Raw genomic sequence first — 25,634 nt, forward strand, 5'->3', positions numbered from 1 at the left:
TCCGCGCCACTGGACGCAGAGCGCCCCTAGAGGCGCTCCCACGCAGAGCGTGGGAACAATCATCCCCCACAGACTCACACCGCTCGTCTCCCGCCGCGTCCTACAGTTGAAAAACGCTCCACCACCCCCATATGAGTTGGCATAAGGCATTTTCGCCCCCCTGCGTGGAGACTCTCCCTTGACCACCATCGTTTCAGTTCGCCGCCACGGCAAAGTCGTCATGGGCGGCGACGGCCAGGTTTCTCTCGGCAATACCGTGATGAAAGGCAACGCGAAGAAAGTTCGCCGCCTGTACCACGGCCAGGTTATCGCCGGTTTTGCCGGGGCCACGGCTGACGCCTTCACCCTCTTCGAACGTTTCGAAGGCCAGCTTGAGAAACATCAAGGTCACCTGGTTCGCGCTGCCGTCGAACTCGCCAAAGAATGGCGTACCGACCGCACCCTCAGCCGCCTTGAAGCCATGCTCGCGGTTGCCAACAAGGACGCCTCCCTGATCATCACCGGCAACGGTGACGTGGTCGAACCCGAAGAAGGCCTGATCGCCATGGGTTCCGGCGGCGGTTATGCCCAGGCCGCTGCCAGCGCGCTGCTGAAGAAAACCGATCTGTCAGCCCGGGAAATCGTCGAAACCGCCCTCGGCATCGCTGGCGACATCTGCGTATTCACCAATCACACTCAGACCATTGAGGAGCAGGACTGCGCCGAGTAAGTCCGTGTTGGCCATCGCGCCACGGCTCATTCTTGCCTGAGGTCCGCTAAATACTATGTCCATGACTCCCCGTGAAATCGTCCACGAACTCAATCGCCATATCATCGGCCAGGACGATGCCAAGCGCGCCGTCGCCATCGCGCTGCGTAACCGCTGGCGCCGGATGCAGCTGCCAGAAGAGCTGCGCGTTGAAGTAACCCCCAAGAACATCCTGATGATCGGCCCGACCGGTGTCGGCAAAACCGAAATCGCCCGCCGCCTGGCCAAACTTGCCAACGCGCCGTTCATCAAAGTCGAAGCAACGAAATTCACAGAAGTCGGCTATGTGGGCCGCGACGTTGAATCGATCATTCGTGATCTGGCAGACGCGGCCATCAAGCTGCTGCGCGAACAGGAAATGACCAAGGTTCGCCACCGCGCCGAAGACGCTGCCGAAGATCGTATCCTCGACGCCCTGCTGCCACCGGCACGCATGGGTTTCAGTAACGAAGACGCCGGATCGCCAACCGACTCCAACACCCGCCAGCTGTTCCGAAAGCGCCTGCGCGAAGGTCAGCTGGACGACAAGGAGATTGAAATCGAAGTCGCCGAAATGGCCGGCGTCGATATCTCCGCGCCTCCGGGTATGGAAGAAATGACCAACCAGTTGCAGAGCCTGTTTGCCAACATGGGCAAGGGCAAGAAGAAAAGCCGCAAGCTCAAGGTCAAGGAAGCACTGAAACTGGTGCGCGACGAAGAAGCCGGTCGCCTGGTCAACGAAGAAGAGTTGAAGGCCAAGGCGCTGGAAGCGGTCGAGCAACACGGCATCGTGTTCATCGACGAAATCGACAAGGTCGCCAAGCGCGGTAATTCCGGCGGTGTCGATGTATCCCGTGAAGGCGTACAGCGTGACTTGCTGCCGCTGATCGAAGGCTGCACCGTCAACACCAAGCTGGGTATGGTCAAGACCGACCACATCCTGTTCATTGCTTCCGGCGCGTTCCACTTGAGCAAGCCGAGCGACCTGGTGCCGGAGCTGCAAGGCCGCTTGCCGATTCGCGTCGAGCTCAAGGCACTGACGCCTGAAGATTTCGAGCGCATTCTCAGCGAACCGCATGCATCGCTTACCGAGCAATACTGCGCCCTGCTGAAAACCGAAGGCCTGGGCATCGAGTTCCAGCCGAGCGGCATCAAGCGCATTGCCGAGATCGCCTGGCAGGTCAACGAGAAGACCGAGAACATCGGGGCCCGTCGCCTGCACACCTTGCTTGAGCGTTTGCTTGAAGAGGTGTCGTTCAGCGCCGGTGATCTGGCCAGCGCCCATGACGACAAGGTGATCATGATCGACGCCGACTACGTGAACAGCCACTTGGGTGAATTGGCGCAGAACGAAGACCTGTCGCGCTACATTCTGTAGAGCTGCAAGCTGCAAGCTGCAAGCTGCAAGCCGCAAGCCGCGAGCGGCAAGCTGAGTTAAGCTTGCCGCTTGTAGCTTGCAGCTGAAGGCTTTTCCTATGATTCCCACCGACATCAAACTGCACAAAGCCTCGAAAACCCTGACGCTGAAATACGCGTCCGGCGAGGAATATCACCTGCCCGCCGAGTTTCTGCGCGTGCATTCTCCCTCCGCCGAGGTCCAGGGCCACGGCAAACCCATCCTGCAATTTGGCAAGATCAACGTCGGCCTGACCAAGGTAGAACCGGCCGGTCAGTACGCACTCAAATTGACCTTCGATGACGGCCACGACAGCGGCCTGTTCACCTGGGAATACCTGTACGAACTGGCGCGACGTTATGACGCACTCTGGGAAGACTATCTTGCCGAGCTCAAAGCCGCCGGAAAAACCCGCGACCCGAACGAATCCATCGTCAAACTAATGCTCTAAATCGGCCCTCTTGCTCTTTAGAAGGCATTTTCTAATTTCATCTGTTTGAATGCTCGGCTCAAAGGTCAATGAATGGCCTGCTTGCGAAAAAAATTAAACTCGGGTAACCAATGGAACTGGCAAGTTCCCTGCAATGCTCTCTGAACTAAAAGCAGCGATGCAGAATTATTGGTCACCCAAGTTGCAGTACCTGGCATTGGATTTTTGACTACTTAGTCAGCCCCAGGTACTCGTCTCAAGGCAATGGAGCGTCGTAGATGAGTGATAAGAATAACGATGACTTGAAATCACAAGCCTCGGAAAACACCTTGGGGCTGAATCCAGTCGTTGGGCTGCGCGGTAAGGATCTTTTGGCTTCTGCTCGCATGGTGCTCAGACAGGCCATCAGACAACCGATTCACAGTGCCAAGCATGTTGCGCATTTCGGCCTTGAACTGAAGAACGTGGTGTTTGGTAAATCTGCGCTTCAACCGACACCTGAAGACCGTCGTTTCAACGATCCGGCCTGGACTCAGAACCCGCTCTATCGACGTTATTTGCAAACCTACCTGGCGTGGCGCAAGGAACTCCACGACTGGATCGGCGACAGTAATCTGTCACCCAAGGATGTCGCTCGCGGGCATTTCGTGATCAATCTCATGACCGAAGCCATGGCCCCGACCAACTCGGCGGCCAACCCGGCGGCGGTCAAACGCTTCTTCGAAACAGGCGGCAAAAGCCTGCTCGACGGCCTCTCCCATCTGGCCAAGGACATGGTGCACAACGGCGGCATGCCGAGCCAGGTCAACATGGGCGCATTCGAAGTTGGCAAGAGCCTGGGCGTAACCGAAGGCGCCGTGGTGTTCCGCAACGATGTACTGGAGCTGATCCAGTACAAGCCGACCACCGAGCAAGTGCTCGAGCGCCCGCTGCTGGTGGTACCGCCACAAATCAACAAGTTCTATGTATTCGACCTGAGCCCGGACAAGAGCCTGGCGCGCTATTGCCTGCGCAGTAATCTGCAGACCTTTATCGTCAGCTGGCGCAACCCTACCAAGGAGCAGCGCGAGTGGGGCCTGTCGACCTACATCGAAGCGCTCAAGGAAGCGGTCGATGTGGTCAGCGCCATCACGGGCAGCAAAGACATCAACATGCTCGGCGCTTGCTCCGGTGGCATCACCTGCACCGCGCTGCTGGGCCATTACGCGGCAATCGGCGAGAAAAAGGTCAACTCCCTTACGCTGCTGGTCAGCGTGCTGGATACCACCCTGGACAGCGACGTCGCCCTGTTCGTCGATGAGCAAACCCTGGAATCCGCCAAGCGCCAGTCCTATCAGGCCGGTGTGCTGGAAGGCCGCGACATGGCGAAAGTCTTTGCCTGGATGCGCCCCAACGACTTGATCTGGAACTACTGGGTCAACAACTACCTGCTGGGCAACGAACCACCGGTGTTCGACATCCTGTTCTGGAACAACGACACCACACGGTTGACGGCCGCGTTCCACGGCGACCTGATCGAAATGTTCAAAAGTAATCCACTGATCCGCCCCAATGCACTGGAAGTGTGCGGTACGCCGATTGACCTGAAACAAGTCACCTCGGACATCTATTGCCTGGCGGGCACCAGCGACCACATCACCCCGTGGAAGTCCTGCTACAAGTCCGCGCAATTGTTCGGTGGCAAGGTCGAATTCGTGCTGTCGAGCAGCGGGCATATCCAGAGCATTCTGAACCCGCCGGGCAATCCTAAATCACGCTACATGACCAGCAGCGAGATGCCCCTCAAGGCCGAAGAGTGGCAGGAGAACTCCACCAAGCATACCGATTCCTGGTGGCTGCACTGGCAGGCATGGCAAGCCGAACGTGGAGGCAAGATGAAAAAGGCGCCCACCAGCCTGGGCAACAAAACCTACACCGCCGGCGAAGCAGCACCGGGCACTTATGTACATGAGCGGTAACTGACACACCCCACCCCCTGTGGGAGCGAGCCTGCTCGCTCCCACAGGGGGTCAGGGATGAATTAACCCACAGGGCCTGAAGCATGCCGCAACCGTTTATTTTTCGTACCGTCGACCTGGATGGCCAGACCCTCCGCACGGCGGTACGCCCCGGCAAGCCTCACTTGACGCCCTTGCTGATATTCAACGGCATCGGCGCCAACCTGGAGCTGGTGTTTCCGTTCGTCGCGGCGTTGGACCCGGACCTGGAAGTGATTGCATTCGACGTACCCGGTGTCGGCGGCTCGTCGACACCGAGTCGGCCTTATCGCTTTCCGGGCCTGGCGAAACTCACGGCGCGGATGCTCGACTACCTCGACTACGGACAAGTCAACGTGATCGGCGTGTCCTGGGGCGGCGCCCTTGCGCAGCAGTTTGCGTACTCCTACCCCGAGCGTTGCAAGAAACTCGTGTTGGCGGCCACGGCGGCCGGCGCGGTGATGGTGCCGGGCAAGCCGAAAGTGCTATGGATGATGGCCAGCCCACGGCGCTACATCCAGCCGTCCCACGTGATTCGCATCGCACCGATGATCTATGGCGGCGCTTTCCGTCGCGATCCGACCCTGGCGGCCAGCCACGCGGCGAAAGTCCGTTCGGCGGGCAAGCTCGGTTATTACTGGCAACTGTTTGCCGGCTTTGGCTGGACCAGCATCCACTGGCTGCACAAGATCAATCAGCCAACCCTGGTCCTGGCAGGCGACGATGATCCACTGATCCCGCTGGTCAACATGCGCCTGCTGGCCTGGCGAATTCCCAATGCCCAGTTGCACATCATCGATGACGGGCATCTGTTCCTGATTACTCGCGCCGAAGCGGTAGCACCGATCATCATGAAATTCCTCGAAGAAGAACGTCAGCGTGCCGTGATGCATCCGCATCCATCGCCGTTGAGAAGCTAAGGACGCAGGCTCTTGCCTGGAGGCCGGCAGGACGCCGCGCCGCGCAACAACCCACAACAACGTCTATGGTGATCTGGTTCAGTGTGTTTGTTTTTGGCTTGAAACGAAGGAGTGTTGAGACATGCGCGACAAACCAGCGAGAGACCATTTGCCTACTCCCGCCACGTTCATCAACGCACAGAGTGCGATTACCGGCCTGCGTGGCCGGGATCTGATTTCGACTCTGCGCAGTGTGGCGGCCCACGGTTTGCGCAACCCGGTGCATAGCGCCCGACACGCCTTGAAACTGGGCGGTCAATTGGGCCGCGTATTGCTGGGTGAAACCTTGCACCCGACCAATCCGCAGGACAGTCGCTTCAACGACCCCGCGTGGAGTCTCAACCCTTTTTATCGGCGCAGCCTGCAGGCTTACCTGAGCTGGCAGAAACAGGTCAAAAGCTGGATTGACGACAGCGCGATGTCCCCCGACGATCGAGCCCGTGCGCACTTTGCGTTTGCCTTGCTCAATGACGCCGTGGCGCCGACCAACACCCTGCTCAATCCGCTGGCGATCAAGGAGATCTTCAATTCTGGCGGCAGCAGCCTGGTGCGGGGCATCAGCCATCTGCTCGACGACTTCTTGCACAACGACGGCCTGCCCCGGCAAGTCACCAAGCAAGCGTTCGAAGTGGGACGAACCGTTGCCACGACGAGCGGCTCCGTAGTGTTTCGCAACGAACTGCTGGAACTGATCCAGTACAAGTCGATGAGCGAAAAACAGTATTCAAAACCGCTGCTGGTGGTCCCGCCGCAAATCAACAAGTACTACATTTTCGACCTGAGTCCGCAAAACAGCTTCGTCCAGTACGCCCTGAAGAATGGCCTGCAAACCTTCATGATCAGCTGGCGCAATCCGGATGTGCGCCATCGCGAATGGGGGCTATCGACGTACGTTGAAGCCGTGGAAGAAGCGATGAATGTCTGCCGGGCGATCACCGGTGCACGCGAGGTCAACCTGATGGGCGCGTGCGCCGGCGGGCTGACCATCGCTGCGCTGCAAGGCCACTTGCAGGCCAAACGGCAACTGCGGCGAGTGTCCAGCGCAACTTATCTGGTGACCTTGCTCGACAGTCAAATGGACTCCCCGGCAACGCTTTTCGCAGACGAACAGACCCTTGAGGCCGCCAAGCGCAAGTCTTATCAGAAAGGCGTGCTGGAGGGTCGCGACATGGCGAAGGTGTTCGCCTGGATGCGTCCCAACGACTTGATCTGGAGCTATTTCGTCAACAACTACCTGCTCGGCAAAGAACCGCCAGCGTTCGACATCCTCTACTGGAACAATGACAACACGCGACTACCGGCAGCCTTTCATGGCGATCTGCTGGATTTCTTCAAACACAACCCGCTGACTCATCCGGGCGGCCTTGAAGTGTGCGGCACACCCATCGATTTGCAGAAAGTCACCGTCGACAGTTTCAGCGTCGCAGGCATCAACGACCACATCACGCCATGGGATGCCGTGTACCGCTCGACACTGCTGCTGGGGGGTGAGCGACGTTTTGTCTTGTCCAACAGCGGTCACGTGCAGAGCATTCTCAACCCACCGAGCAACCCGAAAGCCAACTATGTCGAAGGCCCGAAATTGAGCAGCGACCCACGGGCCTGGTACTACGACGCCAAGCAAGTCGACGGCAGTTGGTGGACGCAATGGCTGGAGTGGATTCAGCAACGCTCTGGCGCGCTAAAAGAAACCCACACGACCCTTGGCAATCAGAACTATCCACCGCAGGAGGCAGCACCCGGTACTTACGTGCGAGTGCGCTGACGTTCAACCCACCACGGCCGACGCTGGCCGTGGCCTGACTCGATCAATAAGAAGACTGGATGAAAACCCGCGACCGGATTCTCGAATGTGCATTGCAGTTGTTCAATGAGAAAGGCGAACCGAACGTCTCCACCATGGAAGTTGCCAATGAGATGGGCATCAGCCCTGGCAATCTCTACTACCACTTTCACGGCAAGGAGCCGCTGATTCTGGGGTTGTTCGAACGCTTTCAGTCTGAACTGGCACCGTTGCTCGACCCACCCTCCGATGTGGAACTGGCACCGGACGATTACTGGCTGTTCCTGCACTTGATCGTCGAACGTCTGGCGCATTACCGGTTTCTGTTCCAGGACCTGTCGAACCTCGCCGGGCGCCTGCCAAAACTGGCCAAGGGGATACGCAACCTGCTCAATGCATTGAAGCGCACGCTGGCGTCATTGTTGGCGCGGTTGAAGGCCCAAGGGCAGTTGGTCAGCGACACCCAGGCGTTGGGACAACTGGTAGAGCAAATCACCATGACGCTGCTGTTCTCGCTGGACTACCAGCGAATTCTGGATCGCGAGGGTGAAGTGAGGCTGGTGGTGTACCAGATCATGATGTTGGTGGCACCGCACTTGTTGCCGCCGATCAAGGTCGCTACCGAGCAGATGGCACTTGAATACCTGGAAGCGCACGAGTAGTCCTGACCACAGATGACCGTGTGGGAGCGAGACCGGCTTGCCGGCGAAAGCGGCATATCATTCAACATTGATGTCGACTGACACACTGCTTTCGCGAGCAGGCTCGCTCCCACATTGGTTTTGTAGTGACCTTAAATCCCTGCACAAACAAAAACGCCCGACCTTTGCAGGCCGGGCGTTTTTTTGAGCCCTGAAATCAGGACTGACTGGTTGGCGTCGTTGCTGGCGCTACAGTCGGGGTTACAGCAGGGGTCGGCGCGGTTGAAGAGTTCGATGCACTGACCGGTGCGGCCGGAGTTGCCGGCTTGGCAGCTGCCACTGCTGGTTTTGGTGCGGCGGCTTTCGGCGCTGCCGGTTTTTTCACCACGGGCTTCTTCGCTGCAGCAGGTTTTGCTGCTGGCTTGGCTGCCGGTTTGGCAGCAGGTTTAGCAGCAACCGGTTTGGCCGCTGGCTTGGCTGCGGCAGTTTTGGCTGCAGGCTTGGCCGCTGGTTTGGCAGCTGCTTTTGCCAGTGGCTTGGCAGCGGTTTTAGCCGCTGGTTTTGCCGCTGCGGTTTTCGCCGCTACAGGCGCAACCTTGGCACCGGTGAGTTTTTCGATTTGCTTGGTCAGCGTGTCGACCTTGCTGTGCAGTGCTTTCACTTCGTTGCGGCTCGGTACACCGAGGCGCGAAATGGCGCTGTTCAGACGCTTGTCGAAAGCCCCTTCCAGCTCGTCCCACTTGCCCAGTGCACGATCTTTAACGCCAGTGATACGTGACTTGGCCGAAGTAGCAGAATCCTTGGCGGCGTCGACTTTCTTGCCGACAGCGTTCTTGGTGAGCTTCTCGGCTTTCTCGCCGTCTTTGACCAATGTATCGAAGAGCTTGCTGCCGTCAGTGTCGATCTTCGAGTACACGCCTAAACCAGCCAGCCAGATTTTGCGGGAGTAGTCTTCGACTTTCCCGATCCACGAGCTGCCTTCTTTTTCGGTGTTCTTTTTACCAGCCATCCCGTTCTCCTTAAGATTTACGCGCGACGCGTTCGAGCAATGCCGTCAGCTCATCGAGCTTAGCAGAGAGTGTCTCAACGTCATGTTTAGACGGAATGCCGATACGATTCAAGGCACTTGCGACACGCGAGTCAAAAGCCTTCTCGACCTTGTCGAGTTGAACTTCGACCTTGCCTTTGAAAGTACTCACTTCACTCTTGGCTTCAACGATCTCGGCATTGGCGGCTTCAAGTTTTTCGGCCACTACTTTTTTGCCTTTCTTTTCAACAGTTTGACCAGCCTTGATCAACTCTTGAAAGTACTCGCCACCCTCTTGACCGACCTTGGTGTAGGCACCCAGGCCTGCTAGCCAGATCTTGCGGGCATAGGATTTAACGTCGCCCAGTGCAGTGGTCGATGCGTCGATTTTTTTCTTCAAAATTACTTTGGCCATGGTGCACCTCACGCTCAGAAGGTTTGAGGAACGGCCCGCGAAAGTGTCGGGCTTGGGCACAAAGTAGGGAGAAAAATTAGAAACGGCACCCTAACAACTGACATAAACCTTCGGGAGCACCACAACAAAAAATTGTGGGAGCGAGCCTGCTCGCGATAGCGGTCCATCATCCGACTTAGATGTCGACTGACACTCCGTCATCGCGAGCAGGCTCGCTCCCACAGGGATCTCGATTCACAAAAGGAACGGGATCAGACCAACGCTTTATCGAGGGCCTTTTCGATTTCCGATTTGATCATGCCGCTCATGGCCGACATCATCAGCCCCAATTCCACATCGACGCGAATCGAATCCTCGCTGACATGCACCGCGCCTTTGACGCCCGAGCGCTTGAGGTTCAGCGTGTCACCGGACCACTGCGGCTCCAGGCCATATTGATCGGACAGTTTCTGCGCCAGCATGTTGGCCTTCTCGCGGGCCGCTTCCTTACCCAGGCCGTGGGCACGTTCAACACTAATACGGGCCATCGAATGACTCCTGCTTTGTGGATACTTTCCTGAAGCATCTTGACCATTGCTGCGTCAAAACGTCCCGGTGGTTGCCCATCTTACCTTCAGCCTTGCCAAGACAAAGCATGCCTTGGGGATTAGAATGTCCCGCATTCTCTTCTGGTGACAGCGATATGACTGATCAGCGCAAAGGCAGCGATGCCGAACCCACCACTCACTTCGGTTTCAAAAACGTTCCGGAAAGCCAAAAAGCGGAAAAAGTCGCTGAGGTTTTCCACTCCGTAGCCGCCAAGTACGACTTGATGAACGACCTCTTGTCGGGCGGCATGCACCGTTTGTGGAAGCGTTTCGCGATCGAGCTTTCGGGCGTGCGCACCGGCAATCGCGTGCTGGACATCGCTGGCGGTACAGGCGACCTGACCAAAAAATTCTCGCACCTCGTCGGCCCGACCGGCCAGGTGGTGTTGGCCGACATCAACGAATCCATGCTCAAGGTCGGTCGTGACCGCCTGCTGGACCTCGGTGTGGCCGGCAATGTCGAATTTGTTCAGGCAGACGCTGAAAAGCTGCCGTTCCCGGACAATCACTTCGACTGCGTGACCATCGCCTTCGGCCTGCGCAACGTGACGCACAAGGAAGACGCACTGCGTTCGATGCTGCGCGTACTCAAGCCTGGCGGTCGTCTGCTGGTATTGGAGTTCTCCAAGCCGACCAACGCGCTGATGTCCAAAGCCTACGATGCCTATTCGTTCGCGTTCATGCCGCTGATGGGCAAGCTGATCACCAACGACTCGGAAAGCTATCGCTACCTGGCCGAATCGATCCGCATGCACCCGAATCAGGAAACCCTGAAGTCGATGATGGTCGAGGCCGGTTTCGACCGCGTGACCTACCACAACATGACGGCAGGCATCGTCGCCCTGCACCGTGGCATCAAACCCTGATGTTGCTGGCCGGTCTGCTCGCCAGCGTTGAACTCGGCCTTAACCGGGTGCTGCGTCTCGACAGCACAGCGCTGCCGCGGCTGGCGCATTTGAGCGGCCGGGTGATTGCCGTCGACTGTCGCAGCCCGGCGTTGCAGCTGTTCATCTTGCCCAGTGACGAAGGCCTGATGCTGGCCGCTCATTGGGAAACCGGCGCCGACTGCACCTTGCGCGCACCGGCTTCCAGCCTGTTGAAACTGGCGATGAGCACGGACAAGACCTCGGTCCTGCATGGCCCTGAAGTCGAACTCGACGGTGACAGCGGCGTGCTGCTGGAACTGGCGGCGATCCTTCAGGACCTGGAGCTGGACTGGGAGTACGAACTCTCACGCTGGCTGGGCCCGGTGGCCACGCAACTGGTCGGCGGCCACCTGCGCAGCCGCGCACGCTGGTATCAGCAAGGGTTTGCCAGCCTGGGCCAAAACCTGGGCGAATACCTTGCAGAAGAGTCGCGCACCCTCGTCGGTCAGCGCGAAGCCGAAGCCCGATTCAGTGAACTGGACCAGATCAAACTCGATCTGGAACGTCTCGAGGCGCACTTCGAGCGCCTTTCCCGATCCCTCGACCCAAGCGATAACGCATGAAGCTGCTTGCCGTCCGCCGTTTGTTGCGCATCCAGCGCGTTGTGATTCGTTACCGCCTCGATGACCTGCTGTTTGCCCTGCCGCTGCCCTGGTTCCTGCTGGCACTGCGGTACGCGCTGCCGTGGCGCTGGTTCCCGCGCAAGACGCTGGACTTGAGCCGTGGCGCGCGATTGCGCCTGGCGTTGCAGGACCTTGGACCGATTTTCATCAAGTTCGGGCAGATTCTCTCCACCCGCCGTGACCTGTTGCCGGAAGACATCGCCGATGAGCTGATGAAGCTGCAGGACCGCGTGCCGCCGTTCGACTCGCAAGTGTCGGTCAAGCTGATCGAAGAACAGCTCGGCAAAAAGATCAGTGAAGTGTTCAGTCGCTTCGACGTCGAGCCCCTGGCGTCCGCCTCGGTGGCGCAGGTGCATGCCGCGCAGCTGAAAACCGGCGAGGAAGTGGTGGTCAAGGTGATCCGCCCAGGCCTCAAACCGATTATTGCCCAGGATCTGGCGTGGCTGTTCATTCTGGCCCGCGCCGCCGAAAAGCTCTCGGCCGACGCGCGCCTGCTGCACCCGGTGGACGTGGTCAGCGACTACGAAAAAACCATCTATGACGAACTCGACCTGCTGCGCGAAGCGGCCAACGCCAGTCAGTTGAAGCGTAACTTCGAAGGCTCGCCGCTGCTGTACGTGCCGCAAGTCTATTGGGACTGGTGCCGGCCGAAAGTGTTGGTGATGGAACGTATCTACGGCATCCAGGTCACCGACCTGACGACGCTCGCCGACCAGCGCACGGACATGAAAATGCTGGCTGAGCGTGGCGTGGAGATTTTCTTCACCCAGGTGTTCCGTGACAGTTTCTTCCATGCCGACATGCACCCCGGCAACATCTTCGTCAGCACCGTCAATCCGTGGAGCCCGCAGTACATTGCGATCGACTGCGGCATCGTCGGCAGCCTGACGCCGGAAGATCAGGACTACCTGGCGCGCAACCTCTTTGCCTTCTTCAAGCGTGACTACCGTCGCGTGGCGCAATTGCACATCGATTCGGGCTGGGTGCCGGCGGAAACCAAACTCAACGAATTCGAAGCGGCGATCCGCACCGTGTGCGAGCCGATTTTCGAAAAACCGTTAAAAGATATTTCCTTCGGCCAGGTGCTGATGCGCCTGTTCCAGACCGCCCGACGCTTCAATATGGAAGTGCAGCCGCAGCTGGTATTGCTGCAAAAAACCCTGTTGAACATCGAAGGCCTGGGCCGTCAGCTCTACCCGGACCTGGACTTGTGGAACACCGCGCAACCGTTCCTTGAACGCTGGATGCGCGAGCGTGTCAGCCCTAAAGCCTTGCTCGGCAACGTGCAAAGCCAGTTCGAACAGTTGCCGCACCTGGCCAACATGGCCCGCGACCTGCTCGAACGCATGTCCCAACCCCACGCCTACGACCCGCCACCCCCGTGGCACCGACGTCGTGACGACTGGTTCCTGCGGCTGCTCGGCACGGCCCATCTGGCCGGTGGCGCGATCCTCGCCGCCGGGGGGCCGCTGAACCAAATGGCTTATTGGCCGGCCGGGATCATGATGGCCGTCGGTTTGTATCTGGTCGTTCGCCGATAGCACGAATCAGCTGCAAGTTATAAGCTTCAAGCGATGTTCGCAGCACTCACGTTTGATTCACGCCTGTAGATATGCGCGTTGCACCTTACGAAAGACAGACGCACACTGGCTTTTACTTGCCGCTTAAAGCTAAAAGCTTGGAGCTGCTTCAGGAACTGAAGATGAAAAACTGGCTGGACGAGATCAAGTGGGACGCTGATGGCCTGGTGCCCGCGATTGCCCAGGATTACAAAACCGGGCGCGTCCTGATGATGGCCTGGATGAACCGTGAAGCGCTGGAACTCACCGCTTCGGAGAATCGTGCCATTTACTGGTCACGCTCCCGTGGCAAGCTGTGGCGCAAGGGCGAAGAGTCCGGCCACGTGCAAACCCTGCATGAGATGCGCCTGGACTGCGACGCCGATGTGATCATCCTGATGGTGGAGCAAATTGGCGACATCGCTTGCCATACCGGCCGCCAAAGCTGCTTCTACCGTGTCTTCGAGAACGGCGACTGGAAAACCGTCGACCCGGTGCTCAAGGACCCGCACGCCATCTACTCCGCAGGACACACCCATGAGTGACACGTTGACCCGCCTGGCCCAAGTGCTGGAAGAGCGCAAAGGCGCTGCCGCCGACAGTTCGTATGTCGCCAGCCTGTACCACAAGGGCTTGAACAAGATTCTGGAAAAAGTCGGCGAAGAGTCGGTCGAAACCATCATCGCCGCCAAGGATGCCGCCATCAGTGGCGACTGCAGCGATGTGATCTACGAGACCGCCGATTTGTGGTTCCACAGCATGGTCATGCTCGCCCAACTGGGCCAACATCCACAGGCTGTACTCGATGAACTGGACCGTCGTTTCGGTCTGTCCGGACACGCCGAGAAAGCCTCGCGCCCGTCCGCCTGAATAACTATTAGAGAGGAGCAGCAACATGGGCATTTTTGACTGGAAACACTGGATCGTCATCCTGGTTGTTGTCGTACTGGTATTCGGCACCAAGAAACTGAAAAACCTCGGCACTGACGTGGGCGAGTCGATCAAGGGCTTCAAGAAAGCCATGAACGACGACGAAAAACCCGCCGATCCGACCGCTACGCCGTCCCAACCGGTACCGCCGGTTCAGCCGCAAGCCACGGTGAACCAGCCGCACACCATCGACGTGCAGGCACAAAAAGTCGAAGAGCCGATCCGCAAAGACGTGTGAGCACTGACTAATGTTTGGTATCAGCTTCTCTGAACTGCTGCTCGTCGGCCTCGTAGCCCTGCTGGTGCTGGGCCCCGAGCGCTTGCCGGGTGCTGCGCGCACCGCCGGCTTGTGGGTCGGACGCTTGAAGCGCAGCTTCAACGCGATCAAGCAGGAAGTTGAACGTGAAATCGGCGCCGACGAGATACGTCGGCAGCTGCACAACGAGCACATTCTGTCGCTGGAGCAGGAGGCGCGGAAAATGTTCTCGCCGACCCAGCAGGAGCCGACGCCGGTGGAACACGTGGGGGCGCAGACGATTCACGCGCCTGCCGCCGCCACTGAGCCTGCACCCGCGCCTGCACCTGTTTTTGCGATGGAACAACCTGCGCCCGCTGCTTCAGCAACCCCGGTAGAACCGGTAGCGCCTGCCGTCGCGCCGACCGCGCCGGCCCCTCATGACCCAACACTGCCGCCGCGAGCCCCATGACAAGGGCCTGTCATCGGTCATTTCCTGTGTCGCGTTGTTGCCTGAAAGCGGGCCAGGCAAGGCGTAGGCCGCAGGGAATGGTTGTTCCCTTTCCAAGGCCTACAACGCAGCCTGGCCCGCTTTCAGGCACAACCCGGAGGGCCGGCCTGTATTTGCGCAGGGCTGCGTTACTCGTCGCTTATTTGAAACGCCAAACTACACTCCTCGCGCCTTGCCCTGCGCAAATACAGGCTCGGCGCGACACAGGAAATGACCGATGACAGGCCCTACTCTCCCCGAAAACGACCAGCACATGCCGCTGGTTTCGCACCTCACCGAGTTGCGTACCCGCCTGCTGCGTTGTGTAGCGGCGGTCTTCATCATCTTTGCCGGGTTGTTTGCCTTTACCCAGCAGATCTACACCTTCGTCTCCACGCCACTGCGCGAGTACCTGCCAGCCGGCGCGACCATGATCGCCACCGACGTGTCGTCGCCGTTCCTGACGCCACTGAAGCTGACCATGATGGTGTCGCTGTTCCTGGCGATTCCGGTGATCCTGCATCAGATCTGGGGCTTCATCGCACCGGGTTTGTACAAGCATGAGAAGCGCATTGCCGTACCGTTGTTGATGTCCAGCATCGTGCTGTTTTACGCCGGCATGGCGTTCGCCTATTACCTGGTGTTTCCGCTGATCTTCAAGTTCTTCGCCGCCGCCACCCCGGCCGGCGTGGAAATGATGACCGACATCACCAGCTACCTCGATTTCGTCATGACGCTGTTCTTCGCCTTCGGCGTGGCGTTTGAAATTCCTGTGGCCGTGGTGCTGCTGGTATGGATCGGCGTGGTCGACGTCAAGTACCTGAAGAAAATCCGCCCTTACGTGATCATCGGTTGCTTCGTGGTCGGCATGATCCTGACGCCGCCGGACATCTTTTCGCAGACCTTGCTGGCTGTACCCATGTGGTTGCTGTTCGAGATCGGCATCCTGTTTGGCAGCCTGATCAGCAAACGTGGCGAGCATCCGGACGATCAACCGGTTGACGATCACAACGACCAGCCGCCAGCGACCCAACCGTGAACCTGCTACTCCTCGAAGAAGCCGACTTCATAGCGGCCGACCGGGTGATCCTGCGTGATCGCCGGTTGACGCACATGCAGGAAGTCCACCGCTGCGAAGTCGGTGACAGCATGCGCGTCGGCAGGATCGGCGGGTTGATGGGCTCGGCAGAAGTGCTACGCCTGGACGCCGCTGAAGCCGAACTGCGGGTCACCCTCGACCAACCGCCCCCGACCAAGCTGCCATTGACCCTGGTGCTGGCCCTGCCACGCCCGAAAATGCTGCGCAGGGTGTTTCAGACCGTGGCCGCCATGGGTGTGCCACGTATCGTGCTGGTGAACAGCTACCGCGTCGAGAAGAGCTTCTGGCAAACCCCGTTTCTGGAACCCGAGGCGATTCGCGAGCAGTTGATCCTCGGCCTCGAACAGGCCCGGGACAGTGTGCTGCCGGAAATCGTCATCGAGAAGCGCTTCAAGCCGTTCGTGGAGGACCGCCTGCCAGCGATTACCGAAGGCACCCTCGGACTGGTCGGCCATCCCGGCCAGTACCCTCCCTGCCCCCGTGGCCTGGCCGAACCGGTGACCCTGGCCATCGGCCCTGAAGGTGGCTGGATCCCTTACGAAATCGACCTGATGGGCAAGGCCGGCCTGCAACCGGTGCAACTCGGCGAGCGCATCCTGCGCGTCGAAACCGCCGTCACCGCGCTGCTCGCCCGCCTCTTCTGACTCGCCACAGTCATTTAACCAGCGCCTACAGATTCTCTCCCGCCTGCCGATACAGTTCCCACAAAACCAAATCAGTGGTCCAGGGAGTTGCAGCATGTACCAATGGCTAGCCGAGAGTCTGGGAAACGTCAGCGTCAATCGCAAACTGGGGATCGGTTTCGGCCTGGTGCTGCTGCTTACTTTATTGATCACCTTTACTGGCTGGACCGGCCTGAGTGATGTGACAAGCCGCGGCGATAAGCTGGGCTTCATTTCCAGTATCAATGACCTGAGCAGAGACCTGCGCATCGCCCGTCTGGACTACGAAAACCGTCGTGGCGAACAAAGCCCCGATGCCGTAAACGAGATGCTGGGCAAGCTCGAAACCGGCCTGCAAGCCGCCCGCCAGATGATCGAGCAACCTGCCGACGTGGCCATGATCGACCAGCAACTGGCCGCCGTCAGCCAGTACAAGCAAGCCTTCATCGCCCTGACCCAGGCCGGTGCCAACCGCGAAAACGCCCGCAGCAAACTCGGTGCCACCGCCGACAACGCCGTGGCCAAGGTTGCTGAAATCGAAAAAATGATGCTGCAGGGCGACAGTGTTACGCAATTCAACAGCGTGATCGACCTGAGCAAACTGATTCAGCAAGCGCGCTTCCAGGTTCGCGGCTACACCTACAGCGGCAAGCCAGAAGCCGAACAGCCCGCGCTGGACGCCATCGACAACGCCCTGAAAAACCTGGAAAGCCTGCCGCCCGAACTGTCTGAACAACACGCTGCCCAACTGCAACAGGCCACCGAATCGCTCAAAGATTACCGCGCGGCTGTCAGCCAGTACCGCGACTCTCAGGTTGCCAGCGCCGACGCGATCAAACGCATGGCCGCCCAAGGCGAAATCCTGCTTGGCACCAGCAAAAAGCTCACGATTTCGCAAACCGTAGTGCGCGATACCGATGCTGCACACGCCAAGAACATGCTGCTGCTGGCCACCGCCCTGGCCTTGGTCTTTGGCATGATCGCGGCTTGGGCGATCACTCGTCAGATCGTCATACCGCTGAGCCAGACCCTCAAAGTGGCTGAACGCGTGGCGGCCGGCGACCTGACTCACAATCTGACCTCCAAGCGTCGCGACGAACTCGGTCAGCTCCAGCGCGCCATGCAGAGCATGATCCTGGGTCTGCGTGAATTGATCGGCGGTATCAGCGACGGCGTCACGCAAATCGCCAACGCCGCTGAAGAGCTGTCGGCAGTCACCGAGCAAACCAGCGCCGGGGTCAACAGCCAGAAGGTCGAAACCGACCAGGTGGCCACGGCCATGAATGAAATGACCGCGACCGTGCAAGAAGTCGCGCGCAATGCCGAAGAAGCCTCCGAAGCCGCTGTCGCCGCCGATCAGCAAGCCCGTGAAGGTGACAAAGTGGTCGGTGAAGCCATCGCCCAGATCGAGCGCCTGGCCCTCGAAGTCGGCAATTCCACCGCCGCGATGGGTGATTTGAAACGCGAAAGCGACAAGATCGGCAGCGTGCTCGACGTGATCAAATCCGTCGCCCAACAAACCAACCTGTTAGCCCTCAACGCAGCCATCGAAGCGGCCCGTGCCGGTGAAGCGGGACGTGGTTTTGCGGTGGTTGCCGATGAAGTTCGCAGCCTGGCGCAACGCACCCAGAAGTCCACCGAAGAAATCGAAGAGTTGATCGTCGGTTTGCAAACCGGCACCCAGCAAGTCGCGACCATCATGGACAACAGCCGCGCCCTGACTGACAGCAGCGTCGAACTGACCCGCCGGGCCGGCGGTTCACTGGAAAGCATCACCCGCACAGTGTCGGCGATTCAGACGATGAACCAGCAGATTGCCGCCGCAGCCGAGCAGCAAACAGCGGTGGCCGAGGAGATCAATCGCAGCGTGCTGAACGTGCGCGATGTGTCCGAGCAGACCTCGGCAGCCAGTGAAGAGACCGCAGCGTCCAGCGTTGAGCTGGCGCGGTTGGGGACGCAACTGCAGATGCTGGTGGGCAGGTTCAAGGTTTGATCAGCCGCATGATCGTTCCCACTCTCCGCGCGGGAATGCCGTCCGGGGCGCTCCGCGTCCCTTCTCAAGCGTGACGCAGAGCGTCACAGGATGCTTTCCCACGCGGAGCGTGGGAACGATCCAGCGATCCTGGGCGCAAAAAAACCCCGCTTTCGCGGGGTTTTTCATTACGCCAACTGAGGCTGTGCACTCAGCGGCTTGAGCGGCAACAGCGGCGCGTGGGGATCGGCTTTCACCGATGTGCGCCAGGCCTTCAGCCATTCGGGGTGGCCTTCGCTCCAGATCTGCTCATGCAGACGACCCAATGCCACCGGGTCGCTCAGCAGTTGCACACGCTCATTATTGTTCAAGCCATGAGGCCCGACTTTCAAGGCGTGACGAACCCGCTCTACCCGCAACCACTCGATCGGCTCGGCCTGACCGTGACGCGACGTCGCCAGCGAGCACGCCAGGGCGTTCTGCTGCGGGTCGACCACCGACCGGATAAAGCCGTCGTTCAGTGCGTGATAACGATTTTCGTGGGTGTACTGGTCAGTCGCCAGCAACGCCTGCGGCGGATTGTATTCCTCGGGAATCAGGAACAGGCTCGAGTCACGGGATTTCAGGCCCAGACCGACCCGGCTGGAGATCACCGACACCGGGATCGACAGCATCAACGAACCGACGATCGGCACCAGCCACCACAGGAAGCTCGGGTTCAGCCAGATCACCAGCAAGGCCCAGAAGAAGCCCAGCAAGGTCTGCGGACCGTGGCGCTTGACCGCTTCGCTCCATGGCGTGGAGTCGTCGTCACGTTGTGGCGAGTTCCAGGTCGCGGCCCAACCGAGGAACGCGGCCAGTACGAAACGGGTGTGGAAAATCATCCGCACCGGCGCCAGCAGCATGGAGAACAGCATCTCCAGCAGCATCGACAGGGTCACCTTGAGCTTGCCACCGAACTCTGTCGCGCCTTTGGCCCAGATCAGGATGATGCTCAACAGCTTCGGCAGGAACAACAGCACCACCGTCGTGGAGAACAGCGCGACGGCTTTGTCCGGGTGCCATTGCGGCCACAACGGATAGAGCTGACGCGGCTCCATGAAGTATTGCGGCTCCATCAGCGTATTGACCGCCAGCAGCGCCGTCGACAGCACGAGGAAAAAGAACCACAACGGCGCCGACAGATAAGACATCACGCCGGTCAGGAACACCGCCCGGTGAACCGGGTGCATGCCTTTGACCAGGAACAGGCGGAAGTTCATCAGGTTACCGTGGCACCAGCGACGGTCACGCTTGAGTTCGTCCAGCAGGTTCGGCGGCAGTTCTTCGTAGCTGCCCGGCAAGTCATAGGCAATCCACACGCCCCAGCCGGCACGGCGCATCAGCGCGGCTTCAACGAAGTCGTGGGACAGGATCGCACCGGCGAAAGCACCTTTACCCGGCAACGGCGCCAGGGCGCAGTGCTCGATGAACGGCTTCATGCGGATGATCGCGTTGTGGCCCCAGTAGTGGGATTCGCCCAACTGCCAGAAGTGCAGACCGGCGGTAAACAGCGGACCGTACACGCGAGTCGCAAACTGCTGCATGCGCGCATAAAGAGTATCCATGCCCGACGCACGCGGCGCAGTCTGAATGATCCCGGCATCCGGCGTGGCTTCCATCAAGCGCACCAGACTGGTCAGGCATTCGCCGCTCATCACGGAGTCCGCGTCGAGCACGACCATGTACTTGTAATCGCCACCCCAACGACGGCAGAAGTCGTCGAGGTTGCCACTTTTGCGTTTCACACGACGGCGGCGACGGCGGTAAAAGATCTTGCCGAAGCCCTTGGCTTCGCGGCACACGTCCAGCCAGGCTTGCTGTTCGGCAACGCAAATATCCGCGTCGTTACTGTCGCTGAGGACGAAGAAGTCGAAGCGATCCAGGTCACCCGTGGCCGCAACCGATTCAAACGTCGCGCGCAAACCGGCAAATACCCGGGGTACGTCTTCGTTGCAGATCGGCATCACCAGTGCGGTTCGTGCGTCCTTTGGAATCGGCTCATTACCGGCGCTTTTACCGGAGATGCGGTATTTATCGTGACCCGTCAGCAACTCGAGGAAGCCCATCAGCGCGGTCCAGAAACCGGCCGATACCCAGCAGAACAGAATCCCGAACAGAATCAGGATGCTGGTTTGCAGCGCATACGGCATCACTTGCGTGGCGGTTTGCAGCAGCGGTTGATGCAGGACTTCGTTGAGGTCGACGAACGACCACCCCTGATACGGCATGATGCCTTTCATGTACCAGCCGGCCACGATGGTCTGGCCGAGCATCAACACCAGCAGGATATAGCGACGGATCGAACCCACGGTGCGCCAGCGGGCAGCCGGCAACACGCGTTCATCTTTCGGCGGAGCCGGCGGATTGGTGCGACCGGTCAGACGACGCCAGCCACGCACCAGGATGTTGGTGCGCCACGGCTCCGGCACGACTTTGGTCCGACGGATCGGCGGAGTCGCCTTGAGGCAAACCCGACCGCTGGCGTCGACCGCCAGCATTTCCGCTTCTTCCAGCTCTTGCGCCGTGCTCAGGGTCAAGCGACGGCCTACCGAAGCCTGGGCGGCCTCGGTCGGTGCATCGAACGTTGAAGACGACAGACGCTGGTGCAATTCGCTAAAGGACTGGCAGCCCGCGAGTTCCGCGCGCTGCTGGTCGGTCATCGGTAGATGCGCCAGATACTCGGCAAGTGTCTCTGGCTGTACTTGAGAATTACTCATCGGCAGGCAACTGGTAGCTCCAGGTCTCGGTCAGGACTTCTTCAGTCGGCGCCGATTCCGGTGTGGCTGGGGCCGCGTCGGCAGCAACAGGCTGCTGGGCGTCTTTGTTGGCCTTGTCCTTGGCATCTGCAACCGGCTTGGCATCGGCCTGCTTGGCCTCTGCTTGCTTGGCTTCCTTGTCGGCTTTTTCCTGTTGCTTGGCGGCAACCTTGTCGGCTTTGGCGACAGACGAATTCGACGCGGGAAGCGACGTCTTGGCCAGGTCGGCCGGCACGATGCTCTGCACCAGCGCCGCACGCATTTCGGTGGCTTTGCCCGGGTCTTTGATCTTCATGCGCAAAGTCAGGCGCCAGCCCTTGGTTTCAGGGTTGTAACGCACGCTGTTCTCGACCAGCTCGGCATTGTCACCCACGCTGACCTGGCTACGCACGTCCGACTCTGCCGGCAATGCCGCCAGGGACGGACCTTCGAAGTCCACCAGATAAGCAACGCTACCGTCCGGCTGACGAATCAGGTTGGACTGTTTGACGTCACCGGTAGAACGCAGGGTCTGTTTGACCCAGGCGCTGTCGGGGGCGTGAAGCGAGGCTTCGTCCATGGTCCAGTGCAGGCGATAGGCAAAATCGAGCGGCTGGCCAGGCTCTGGCAGTTTTTCCGGGTTCCAGAAAACAACGATATTATCGTTGGTTTCGTCGGCGGTCGGAATCTCGACCAGATCCACGGTACCCTTGCCCCAGTCACCCTTCGGCTCGATCCACGCGCTTGGACGCTTGTCATAACGATCATCAAGGTCTTCGTAGTGGCTGAAGTCACGGCCACGTTGCAGCAAGCCGAAGCCTTGCGGATTCTCGACCGAGAAGTTGCTCACCGACAGGTGTTTCGGGTTGTTCAATGGGCGCCAGATCCATTCGCCGTTGCCGGCATGGATTGCCAGGCCGCTGGAGTCGTGCAGTTCACGGCGGTAGTTCAGCACTTTCGATGGCTGGTTGGCGCCGAACAGATACATGCTGGTCAATGGAGCGATACCCAGCTTGCCGACCTTGTCACGCAGGAACACCTGCGCCTTGACGTCAACAATGGTGTCGCTGCCCGGACGCAAGGTCAGGCGATAGGCACCGGTAGCACGCGGCGAATCCAGCAACGCAAAAATCACCAGATGCTTGTCGCCCGGCTTTGGCTGTTGAATCCAGAACTCGGTAAAGCGCGGGAACTCTTCGCCGGATGGCAACGCGGTATCAATCGCCATGCCCCGAGCAGACAAACCATAGACGTGACCCTTGCCGACGACGCGGAAGTAGCTGGCGCCGAGCATGGTCATGATTTCGTCTTGCTTGTCAGCCTTGTTGATCGGGTACAACACCCGGAAACCGGCATAACCGAGTTGCTCGGTGGCTTTAGGGTCGAATTTCACGTCGCCGAAATCGAAACGAGTCGGGTCGTACTTGATCTCTGCGACGGAGTTAGCCGTGATTTCGTTGATTTTCACCGGCGTATCGAAATGCATACCCTGGTGATAGAACGACAGCTTGAACGGAGTTTTCTGGTCCGCCCATTCAGCTTTTTCGGTCAGGAAACGAATTTTCTGATAGTCCGCGAATTTCATATCGCGGAACTCGTTCGGCAGGTTACTGCGCGGAGCTTCGTATTTTTGCGCGGCCAGCTCTTTTGCCTTGACCGACACATCCTCCAGATTGAAAGCCCACAACTGGCCGGCGCTGAACAGGCAAAGCAGAGCAGAGCCCGCTACCAGAGCGTTTCGGAACCGTTTGGCAGTCAATTTTGGTGCATTACAGGGACTAACAATCACGAGCAACCCTCGCCGAAAACAGATCAAAAAACCAACGGCCAGTTGAAGGGCCTGCACGGTCAACGGCATGAAAAAACCGACCTTGCAAACCACTCTTGCCAAGTTGGCGAGCATTGTTCCGACTCCGATGGGGCTAAATGATTCCCCAAACGGTCCAGGACAAGTCTCTACCTAAGTCAAAATGGACCAACGAACGCCGATCCCCGTAGCGCGCGATTATCTAGCAGGCCGCGTTACAACGCATCATGCGCAACAAAGTATTTCACGCGAAAAACGCCTGTTTGCAGTCGAAAAGCCCTAAAAAAGTTGTTTCAAGTGCTTTCAGGTCTGTAACAGGAAGGTTACCGGGCCATCGTTGACCAGGTGCACCTGCATATCCGCGCCGAATCTACCTGATGCCACAGTGCCATGCACCTGTTTCGCTTTACCTAATAGATAGTCGAACAGTTCCTCACCCAAGGCAGGAGGGGCCGCAGTAGAAAAACTCGGACGCAACCCGTTTTTTGTGTCGGCGGCCAAGGTGAACTGTGAGACCAGCAGCAACCCGCCGCCGACATCTGTCAGGGACAGATTCATCTTGCCTTCGGCGTCACTGAATACCCGATAGTTAAGCAGTTTATTCAGGAGTTTGTCGGCGCTGGCCCTCGTATCCTCGGGCTCGACGGCGACCAGCACCAGTAATCCCTGGTCGACCGCACCCACCACCTCCCCCGCTACCTCGACTCGCGCACCACGCACGCGTTGCAGCAGGCCCTTCATGCTTCTTCAGGCGGCAGGTCGAGCAGGCGGCGCGCCATCTGGCCGGCGGCGCGCACCAATGCATCGGTGATGCCGGGTTCGGAAGCGGCATGACCAGCGTCACGGATGACTTGCAACTCGCTGTTCGGCCAGTTCTGATGCAATTCCCAAGCATTGTCCAACGGGCAAATTACATCGTAGCGACCATGGACAATCACACCCGGCAAATGGGCGATCTTGCCCATGTCACGAATCAGCTGGTTGGGCTCAAGGAAGGCGTTGTTGGTGAAGTAGTGACACTCGATGCGTGCAATCGACAGCGCACGCTGAGGCTCCGAGAAGCGATCGACCACCAGTGGATTCGGACGCAGGGTGGCGGTCCGACCTTCCCAGAGAGACCAGGCCTTGGCCGCGTGCATCTGGGCAATCTGGTCATTGCCGGTCAGGCGCTTGTGGAAAGCGCCGAGCAAATCGTCGCGCTCGTCCATCGGGATCGGCGCAACGTAGTCCTGCCAGTAATCAGGGAACAGGCGGCTGGCGCCGGCCTGGTAGAACCATTCGATTTCCTGAGGACGGCAGAGAAAAATCCCGCGCAGGATCAGACCGTGCACACGCTCCGGGTGGGTTTGCGCATAGGCCAGCGCCAGGGTCGAACCCCACGAGCCGCCGAACAACACCCATTTGTCGATGCCCAGGTGCTGGCGAATCCGCTCAAGGTCGGCGACCAGATCCCAGGTGGTGTTGTTTTCGAGGCTGGCGTGGGGAGTGGAGCGACCGCAACCGCGCTGGTCGAAGGTGACAATGCGATACAGGTTCGGATCGAAATACCGGCGGCTTTGGGCATCACACCCGGCGCCGGGGCCGCCGTGGATGAACACCACCGGTAAACCTTCAGGAGAACCGCTTTCGTCGACATACAGCGTGTGGGTTTCGTCGACGGCCAGATCGTGCCGGGCGTGGGGTTTGATCTGCGGGTACAAAGTCTGCATTGCGCGCTCCGTAAGGGGTCGAGGTCATCCCTGGGGGGACTTCTAATATTCTGCCGTTGGGCATCATAAACCCGAATTACGTCGATGAGCATGCCCTTGCTGCGTCAGCGTCTGTCAGCAAAAAATCCGAGCAGCGCTTCAAAGAGTGCGCCGAGCTCAATGTCCTCGCCGCGCGCGTACAAACAGCCGTGTACTAGTCCCACGCCTAATAACAGGTCGTATCCATACTGGCGGTTTCCTGCATACAGACAGATCAATATAACTAAACAATATAAAAAACTGTCAAAAATACCAGCAGACAAAAAATATTGAGAAATATTAAATCAACAAGCAAACAGTAACCGCCATCCGCAAAGGCAATATTTCAATCTGGAGACTATATTATGAGCACGCCATCTACATCACAAAACCTTAAAGAAGAATTCAATGCGACCATAAAATTCCCAGCGGGAGACTTCGTATTCAAGGCAAATAAAATAGGCATAGAAAAGAGCGTTGACTCATCAGGAAGTGAATGCTGGGTACTAAAAGCTTTCCAAGACACTTACAAAGATCCAGCCATTAAAAGCGGTTTAGCCGACGAAATTTTCTCCATTCAGCTAACTATTGCCGGAGAGACATCCGCCAATAACCAACCATTCCAGCCCGGGACCCGCCCGCCAATACTGACCAAAAACAGTGGAAACCTGTTCAAGATAGTCGTCATAAAACCTGACAATGGCAAACCAACAGATACGATCGAATACCACATTGGCAAATCTGGCAGTACAACCTACTTGTGGAATAAAGAAAAAACATGCATCACAGGCGCTTTCAGCCTTCTAGTTGAAAACGCCCAAGAAGAACCCTTCCAACTATTTGGAAGCTTCAATCTGTTAAACCGTGGCAATCATTCTATTTAATG

The 25,634-nt window shown here is 58.6% G+C and carries 25 protein-coding genes and 1 pseudogene; 19 read left to right on the forward strand and 7 right to left on the reverse strand.

Annotated features, from left to right (window positions below; translation table 11 throughout):
• The first annotated feature begins 178 nt into the window (after window positions 1-178).
• The 7 genes from hslV (at window position 179) to PMI22_RS02415 (ending at window position 7,933) form a co-directional block, all read left to right on the forward strand.
• Window positions 179-709: an ATP-dependent protease subunit HslV gene (gene hslV, locus PMI22_RS02445; RefSeq protein ID WP_007948954.1), complete on the forward strand. Its 531-nt coding sequence runs from the start codon at window positions 179-181 to the stop codon at window positions 707-709.
• Window positions 710-764: 55 nt separating this feature from the next.
• Window positions 765-2,105 (forward strand): ATP-dependent protease ATPase subunit HslU, encoded by a 1,341-nt coding sequence (gene hslU, locus PMI22_RS02440; protein WP_007948956.1) that lies wholly within the window; start codon window positions 765-767, stop codon window positions 2,103-2,105.
• 97 nt (window positions 2,106-2,202) lie between these two features.
• Window positions 2,203-2,574: a gamma-butyrobetaine hydroxylase-like domain-containing protein gene (locus PMI22_RS02435; protein WP_007948958.1), complete on the forward strand. Its 372-nt coding sequence runs from the start codon at window positions 2,203-2,205 to the stop codon at window positions 2,572-2,574.
• 257 nt (window positions 2,575-2,831) lie between these two features.
• Window positions 2,832-4,511: a class II poly(R)-hydroxyalkanoic acid synthase gene (phaC, locus tag PMI22_RS02430; RefSeq protein ID WP_007948959.1), complete on the forward strand. Its 1,680-nt coding sequence runs from the start codon at window positions 2,832-2,834 to the stop codon at window positions 4,509-4,511.
• A gap of 83 nt (window positions 4,512-4,594) precedes the next feature.
• Window positions 4,595-5,449: a poly(3-hydroxyalkanoate) depolymerase gene (gene phaZ, locus PMI22_RS02425; protein ID WP_007948960.1), complete on the forward strand. Its 855-nt coding sequence runs from the start codon at window positions 4,595-4,597 to the stop codon at window positions 5,447-5,449.
• A gap of 121 nt (window positions 5,450-5,570) precedes the next feature.
• Window positions 5,571-7,253: a class II poly(R)-hydroxyalkanoic acid synthase gene (phaC, locus tag PMI22_RS02420; RefSeq protein WP_007948961.1), complete on the forward strand. Its 1,683-nt coding sequence runs from the start codon at window positions 5,571-5,573 to the stop codon at window positions 7,251-7,253.
• 59 nt (window positions 7,254-7,312) lie between these two features.
• Window positions 7,313-7,933 (forward strand): TetR/AcrR family transcriptional regulator, encoded by a 621-nt coding sequence (locus tag PMI22_RS02415; protein ID WP_007948962.1) that lies wholly within the window; start codon window positions 7,313-7,315, stop codon window positions 7,931-7,933.
• Window positions 7,934-8,129: 196 nt separating this feature from the next.
• Here the strand turns inward: PMI22_RS02415 and PMI22_RS02410 are convergent, their stop codons facing one another.
• From PMI22_RS02410 to PMI22_RS02400, 3 genes are all read right to left on the reverse strand, one after another.
• Window positions 8,130-8,921, reverse strand: a complete 792-nt coding sequence (locus tag PMI22_RS02410) for a phasin family protein (protein WP_007948964.1) — start codon at window positions 8,919-8,921, stop codon at window positions 8,130-8,132.
• Between the two features lie 10 nt (window positions 8,922-8,931).
• Window positions 8,932-9,354: a phasin family protein gene (locus PMI22_RS02405; protein WP_007948966.1), complete on the reverse strand. Its 423-nt coding sequence runs from the start codon at window positions 9,352-9,354 to the stop codon at window positions 8,932-8,934.
• Between the two features lie 251 nt (window positions 9,355-9,605).
• Entirely contained in the window at window positions 9,606-9,881 is a 276-nt protein-coding gene (locus PMI22_RS02400) for a polyhydroxyalkanoic acid system family protein (RefSeq protein ID WP_007948967.1), read from the reverse strand.
• Window positions 9,882-10,036: 155 nt separating this feature from the next.
• Between PMI22_RS02400 and ubiE the strand changes: the two genes are divergently transcribed.
• From ubiE to PMI22_RS32560, 11 genes and pseudogenes are all read left to right on the forward strand, one after another.
• The gene (ubiE, locus tag PMI22_RS02395; RefSeq protein WP_007948968.1) at window positions 10,037-10,807 is read left to right on the forward strand and encodes a bifunctional demethylmenaquinone methyltransferase/2-methoxy-6-polyprenyl-1,4-benzoquinol methylase UbiE; all 771 of its coding nucleotides are present in this window, start codon (window positions 10,037-10,039) and stop codon (window positions 10,805-10,807) included.
• Complete coding sequence (locus PMI22_RS02390; RefSeq protein WP_007948969.1) at window positions 10,807-11,430, forward strand: ubiquinone biosynthesis accessory factor UbiJ; 624 nt, start codon at window positions 10,807-10,809, stop codon at window positions 11,428-11,430. Before ubiE ends, PMI22_RS02390 begins: the two co-directional genes overlap by 1 nt.
• Window positions 11,427-13,031 carry a ubiquinone biosynthesis regulatory protein kinase UbiB gene (gene ubiB, locus PMI22_RS02385; RefSeq protein ID WP_007948970.1) on the forward strand — a complete coding sequence of 535 codons (1,605 nt, stop codon included), beginning with the start codon at window positions 11,427-11,429 and terminating at the stop codon, window positions 13,029-13,031. The genes PMI22_RS02390 and ubiB overlap by 4 nt, the downstream gene beginning before the upstream one ends.
• Before the next feature lie 161 nt (window positions 13,032-13,192).
• Window positions 13,193-13,594: a phosphoribosyl-AMP cyclohydrolase gene (gene hisI / locus PMI22_RS02380; RefSeq protein WP_007948971.1), complete on the forward strand. Its 402-nt coding sequence runs from the start codon at window positions 13,193-13,195 to the stop codon at window positions 13,592-13,594.
• The gene (locus PMI22_RS02375) at window positions 13,587-13,919 is read left to right on the forward strand and encodes a phosphoribosyl-ATP diphosphatase (RefSeq protein WP_007899279.1); all 333 of its coding nucleotides are present in this window, start codon (window positions 13,587-13,589) and stop codon (window positions 13,917-13,919) included. The genes hisI and PMI22_RS02375 overlap by 8 nt, the downstream gene beginning before the upstream one ends.
• A gap of 25 nt (window positions 13,920-13,944) precedes the next feature.
• A complete protein-coding gene (locus tag PMI22_RS02370; protein ID WP_007948973.1) occupies window positions 13,945-14,217 on the forward strand; it encodes a twin-arginine translocase TatA/TatE family subunit in 273 nt (90 codons plus the stop codon).
• A gap of 10 nt (window positions 14,218-14,227) precedes the next feature.
• Window positions 14,228-14,686, forward strand: coding sequence for a Sec-independent protein translocase protein TatB (gene tatB, locus PMI22_RS02365; RefSeq protein ID WP_007948974.1), 459 nt, complete (start codon window positions 14,228-14,230; stop codon window positions 14,684-14,686).
• A 256-nt stretch (window positions 14,687-14,942) separates the two neighbouring features.
• Window positions 14,943-15,743, forward strand: coding sequence for a twin-arginine translocase subunit TatC (tatC, locus tag PMI22_RS02360; RefSeq protein WP_007948975.1), 801 nt, complete (start codon window positions 14,943-14,945; stop codon window positions 15,741-15,743).
• Window positions 15,740-16,447, forward strand: coding sequence for a 16S rRNA (uracil(1498)-N(3))-methyltransferase (locus tag PMI22_RS02355; RefSeq protein WP_007948976.1), 708 nt, complete (start codon window positions 15,740-15,742; stop codon window positions 16,445-16,447). The genes tatC and PMI22_RS02355 overlap by 4 nt, the downstream gene beginning before the upstream one ends.
• A 94-nt stretch (window positions 16,448-16,541) precedes the next feature.
• Window positions 16,542-17,600 (forward strand): annotated as a pseudogene (locus PMI22_RS32555) (methyl-accepting chemotaxis protein); the annotation flags it as partial.
• 144 nt (window positions 17,601-17,744) lie between these two features.
• Window positions 17,745-18,458 carry a methyl-accepting chemotaxis protein gene (locus PMI22_RS32560; RefSeq protein ID WP_443200816.1) on the forward strand — a complete coding sequence of 238 codons (714 nt, stop codon included), beginning with the start codon at window positions 17,745-17,747 and terminating at the stop codon, window positions 18,456-18,458.
• Between the two features lie 167 nt (window positions 18,459-18,625).
• Here the strand turns inward: PMI22_RS32560 and mdoH are convergent, their stop codons facing one another.
• From mdoH to pip, 4 genes are all read right to left on the reverse strand, one after another.
• A complete protein-coding gene (mdoH, locus tag PMI22_RS02345; protein ID WP_033049757.1) occupies window positions 18,626-21,196 on the reverse strand; it encodes a glucans biosynthesis glucosyltransferase MdoH in 2,571 nt (856 codons plus the stop codon).
• Window positions 21,189-23,003: a glucan biosynthesis protein G gene (locus PMI22_RS02340; protein ID WP_033049763.1), complete on the reverse strand. Its 1,815-nt coding sequence runs from the start codon at window positions 23,001-23,003 to the stop codon at window positions 21,189-21,191. Before PMI22_RS02340 ends, mdoH begins: the two co-directional genes overlap by 8 nt.
• 321 nt (window positions 23,004-23,324) lie before the next feature.
• Window positions 23,325-23,762: a D-aminoacyl-tRNA deacylase gene (dtd, locus tag PMI22_RS02335; RefSeq protein WP_007948982.1), complete on the reverse strand. Its 438-nt coding sequence runs from the start codon at window positions 23,760-23,762 to the stop codon at window positions 23,325-23,327.
• Complete coding sequence (gene pip / locus PMI22_RS02330; RefSeq protein ID WP_007948983.1) at window positions 23,759-24,730, reverse strand: prolyl aminopeptidase; 972 nt, start codon at window positions 24,728-24,730, stop codon at window positions 23,759-23,761. The genes dtd and pip overlap by 4 nt, the downstream gene beginning before the upstream one ends.
• A 383-nt stretch (window positions 24,731-25,113) precedes the next feature.
• On the opposite strand from pip, the gene PMI22_RS02325 reads away from it, so the two are divergent.
• Window positions 25,114-25,632, forward strand: a complete 519-nt coding sequence (locus tag PMI22_RS02325) for a hypothetical protein (protein ID WP_007948984.1) — start codon at window positions 25,114-25,116, stop codon at window positions 25,630-25,632.
• The last annotated feature ends 2 nt before the right edge of the window (window positions 25,633-25,634 follow it).

The organism is Pseudomonas sp. GM21 (assembly GCF_000282215.1).
In the GTDB taxonomy this organism is placed as follows: domain Bacteria; phylum Pseudomonadota; class Gammaproteobacteria; order Pseudomonadales; family Pseudomonadaceae; genus Aquipseudomonas.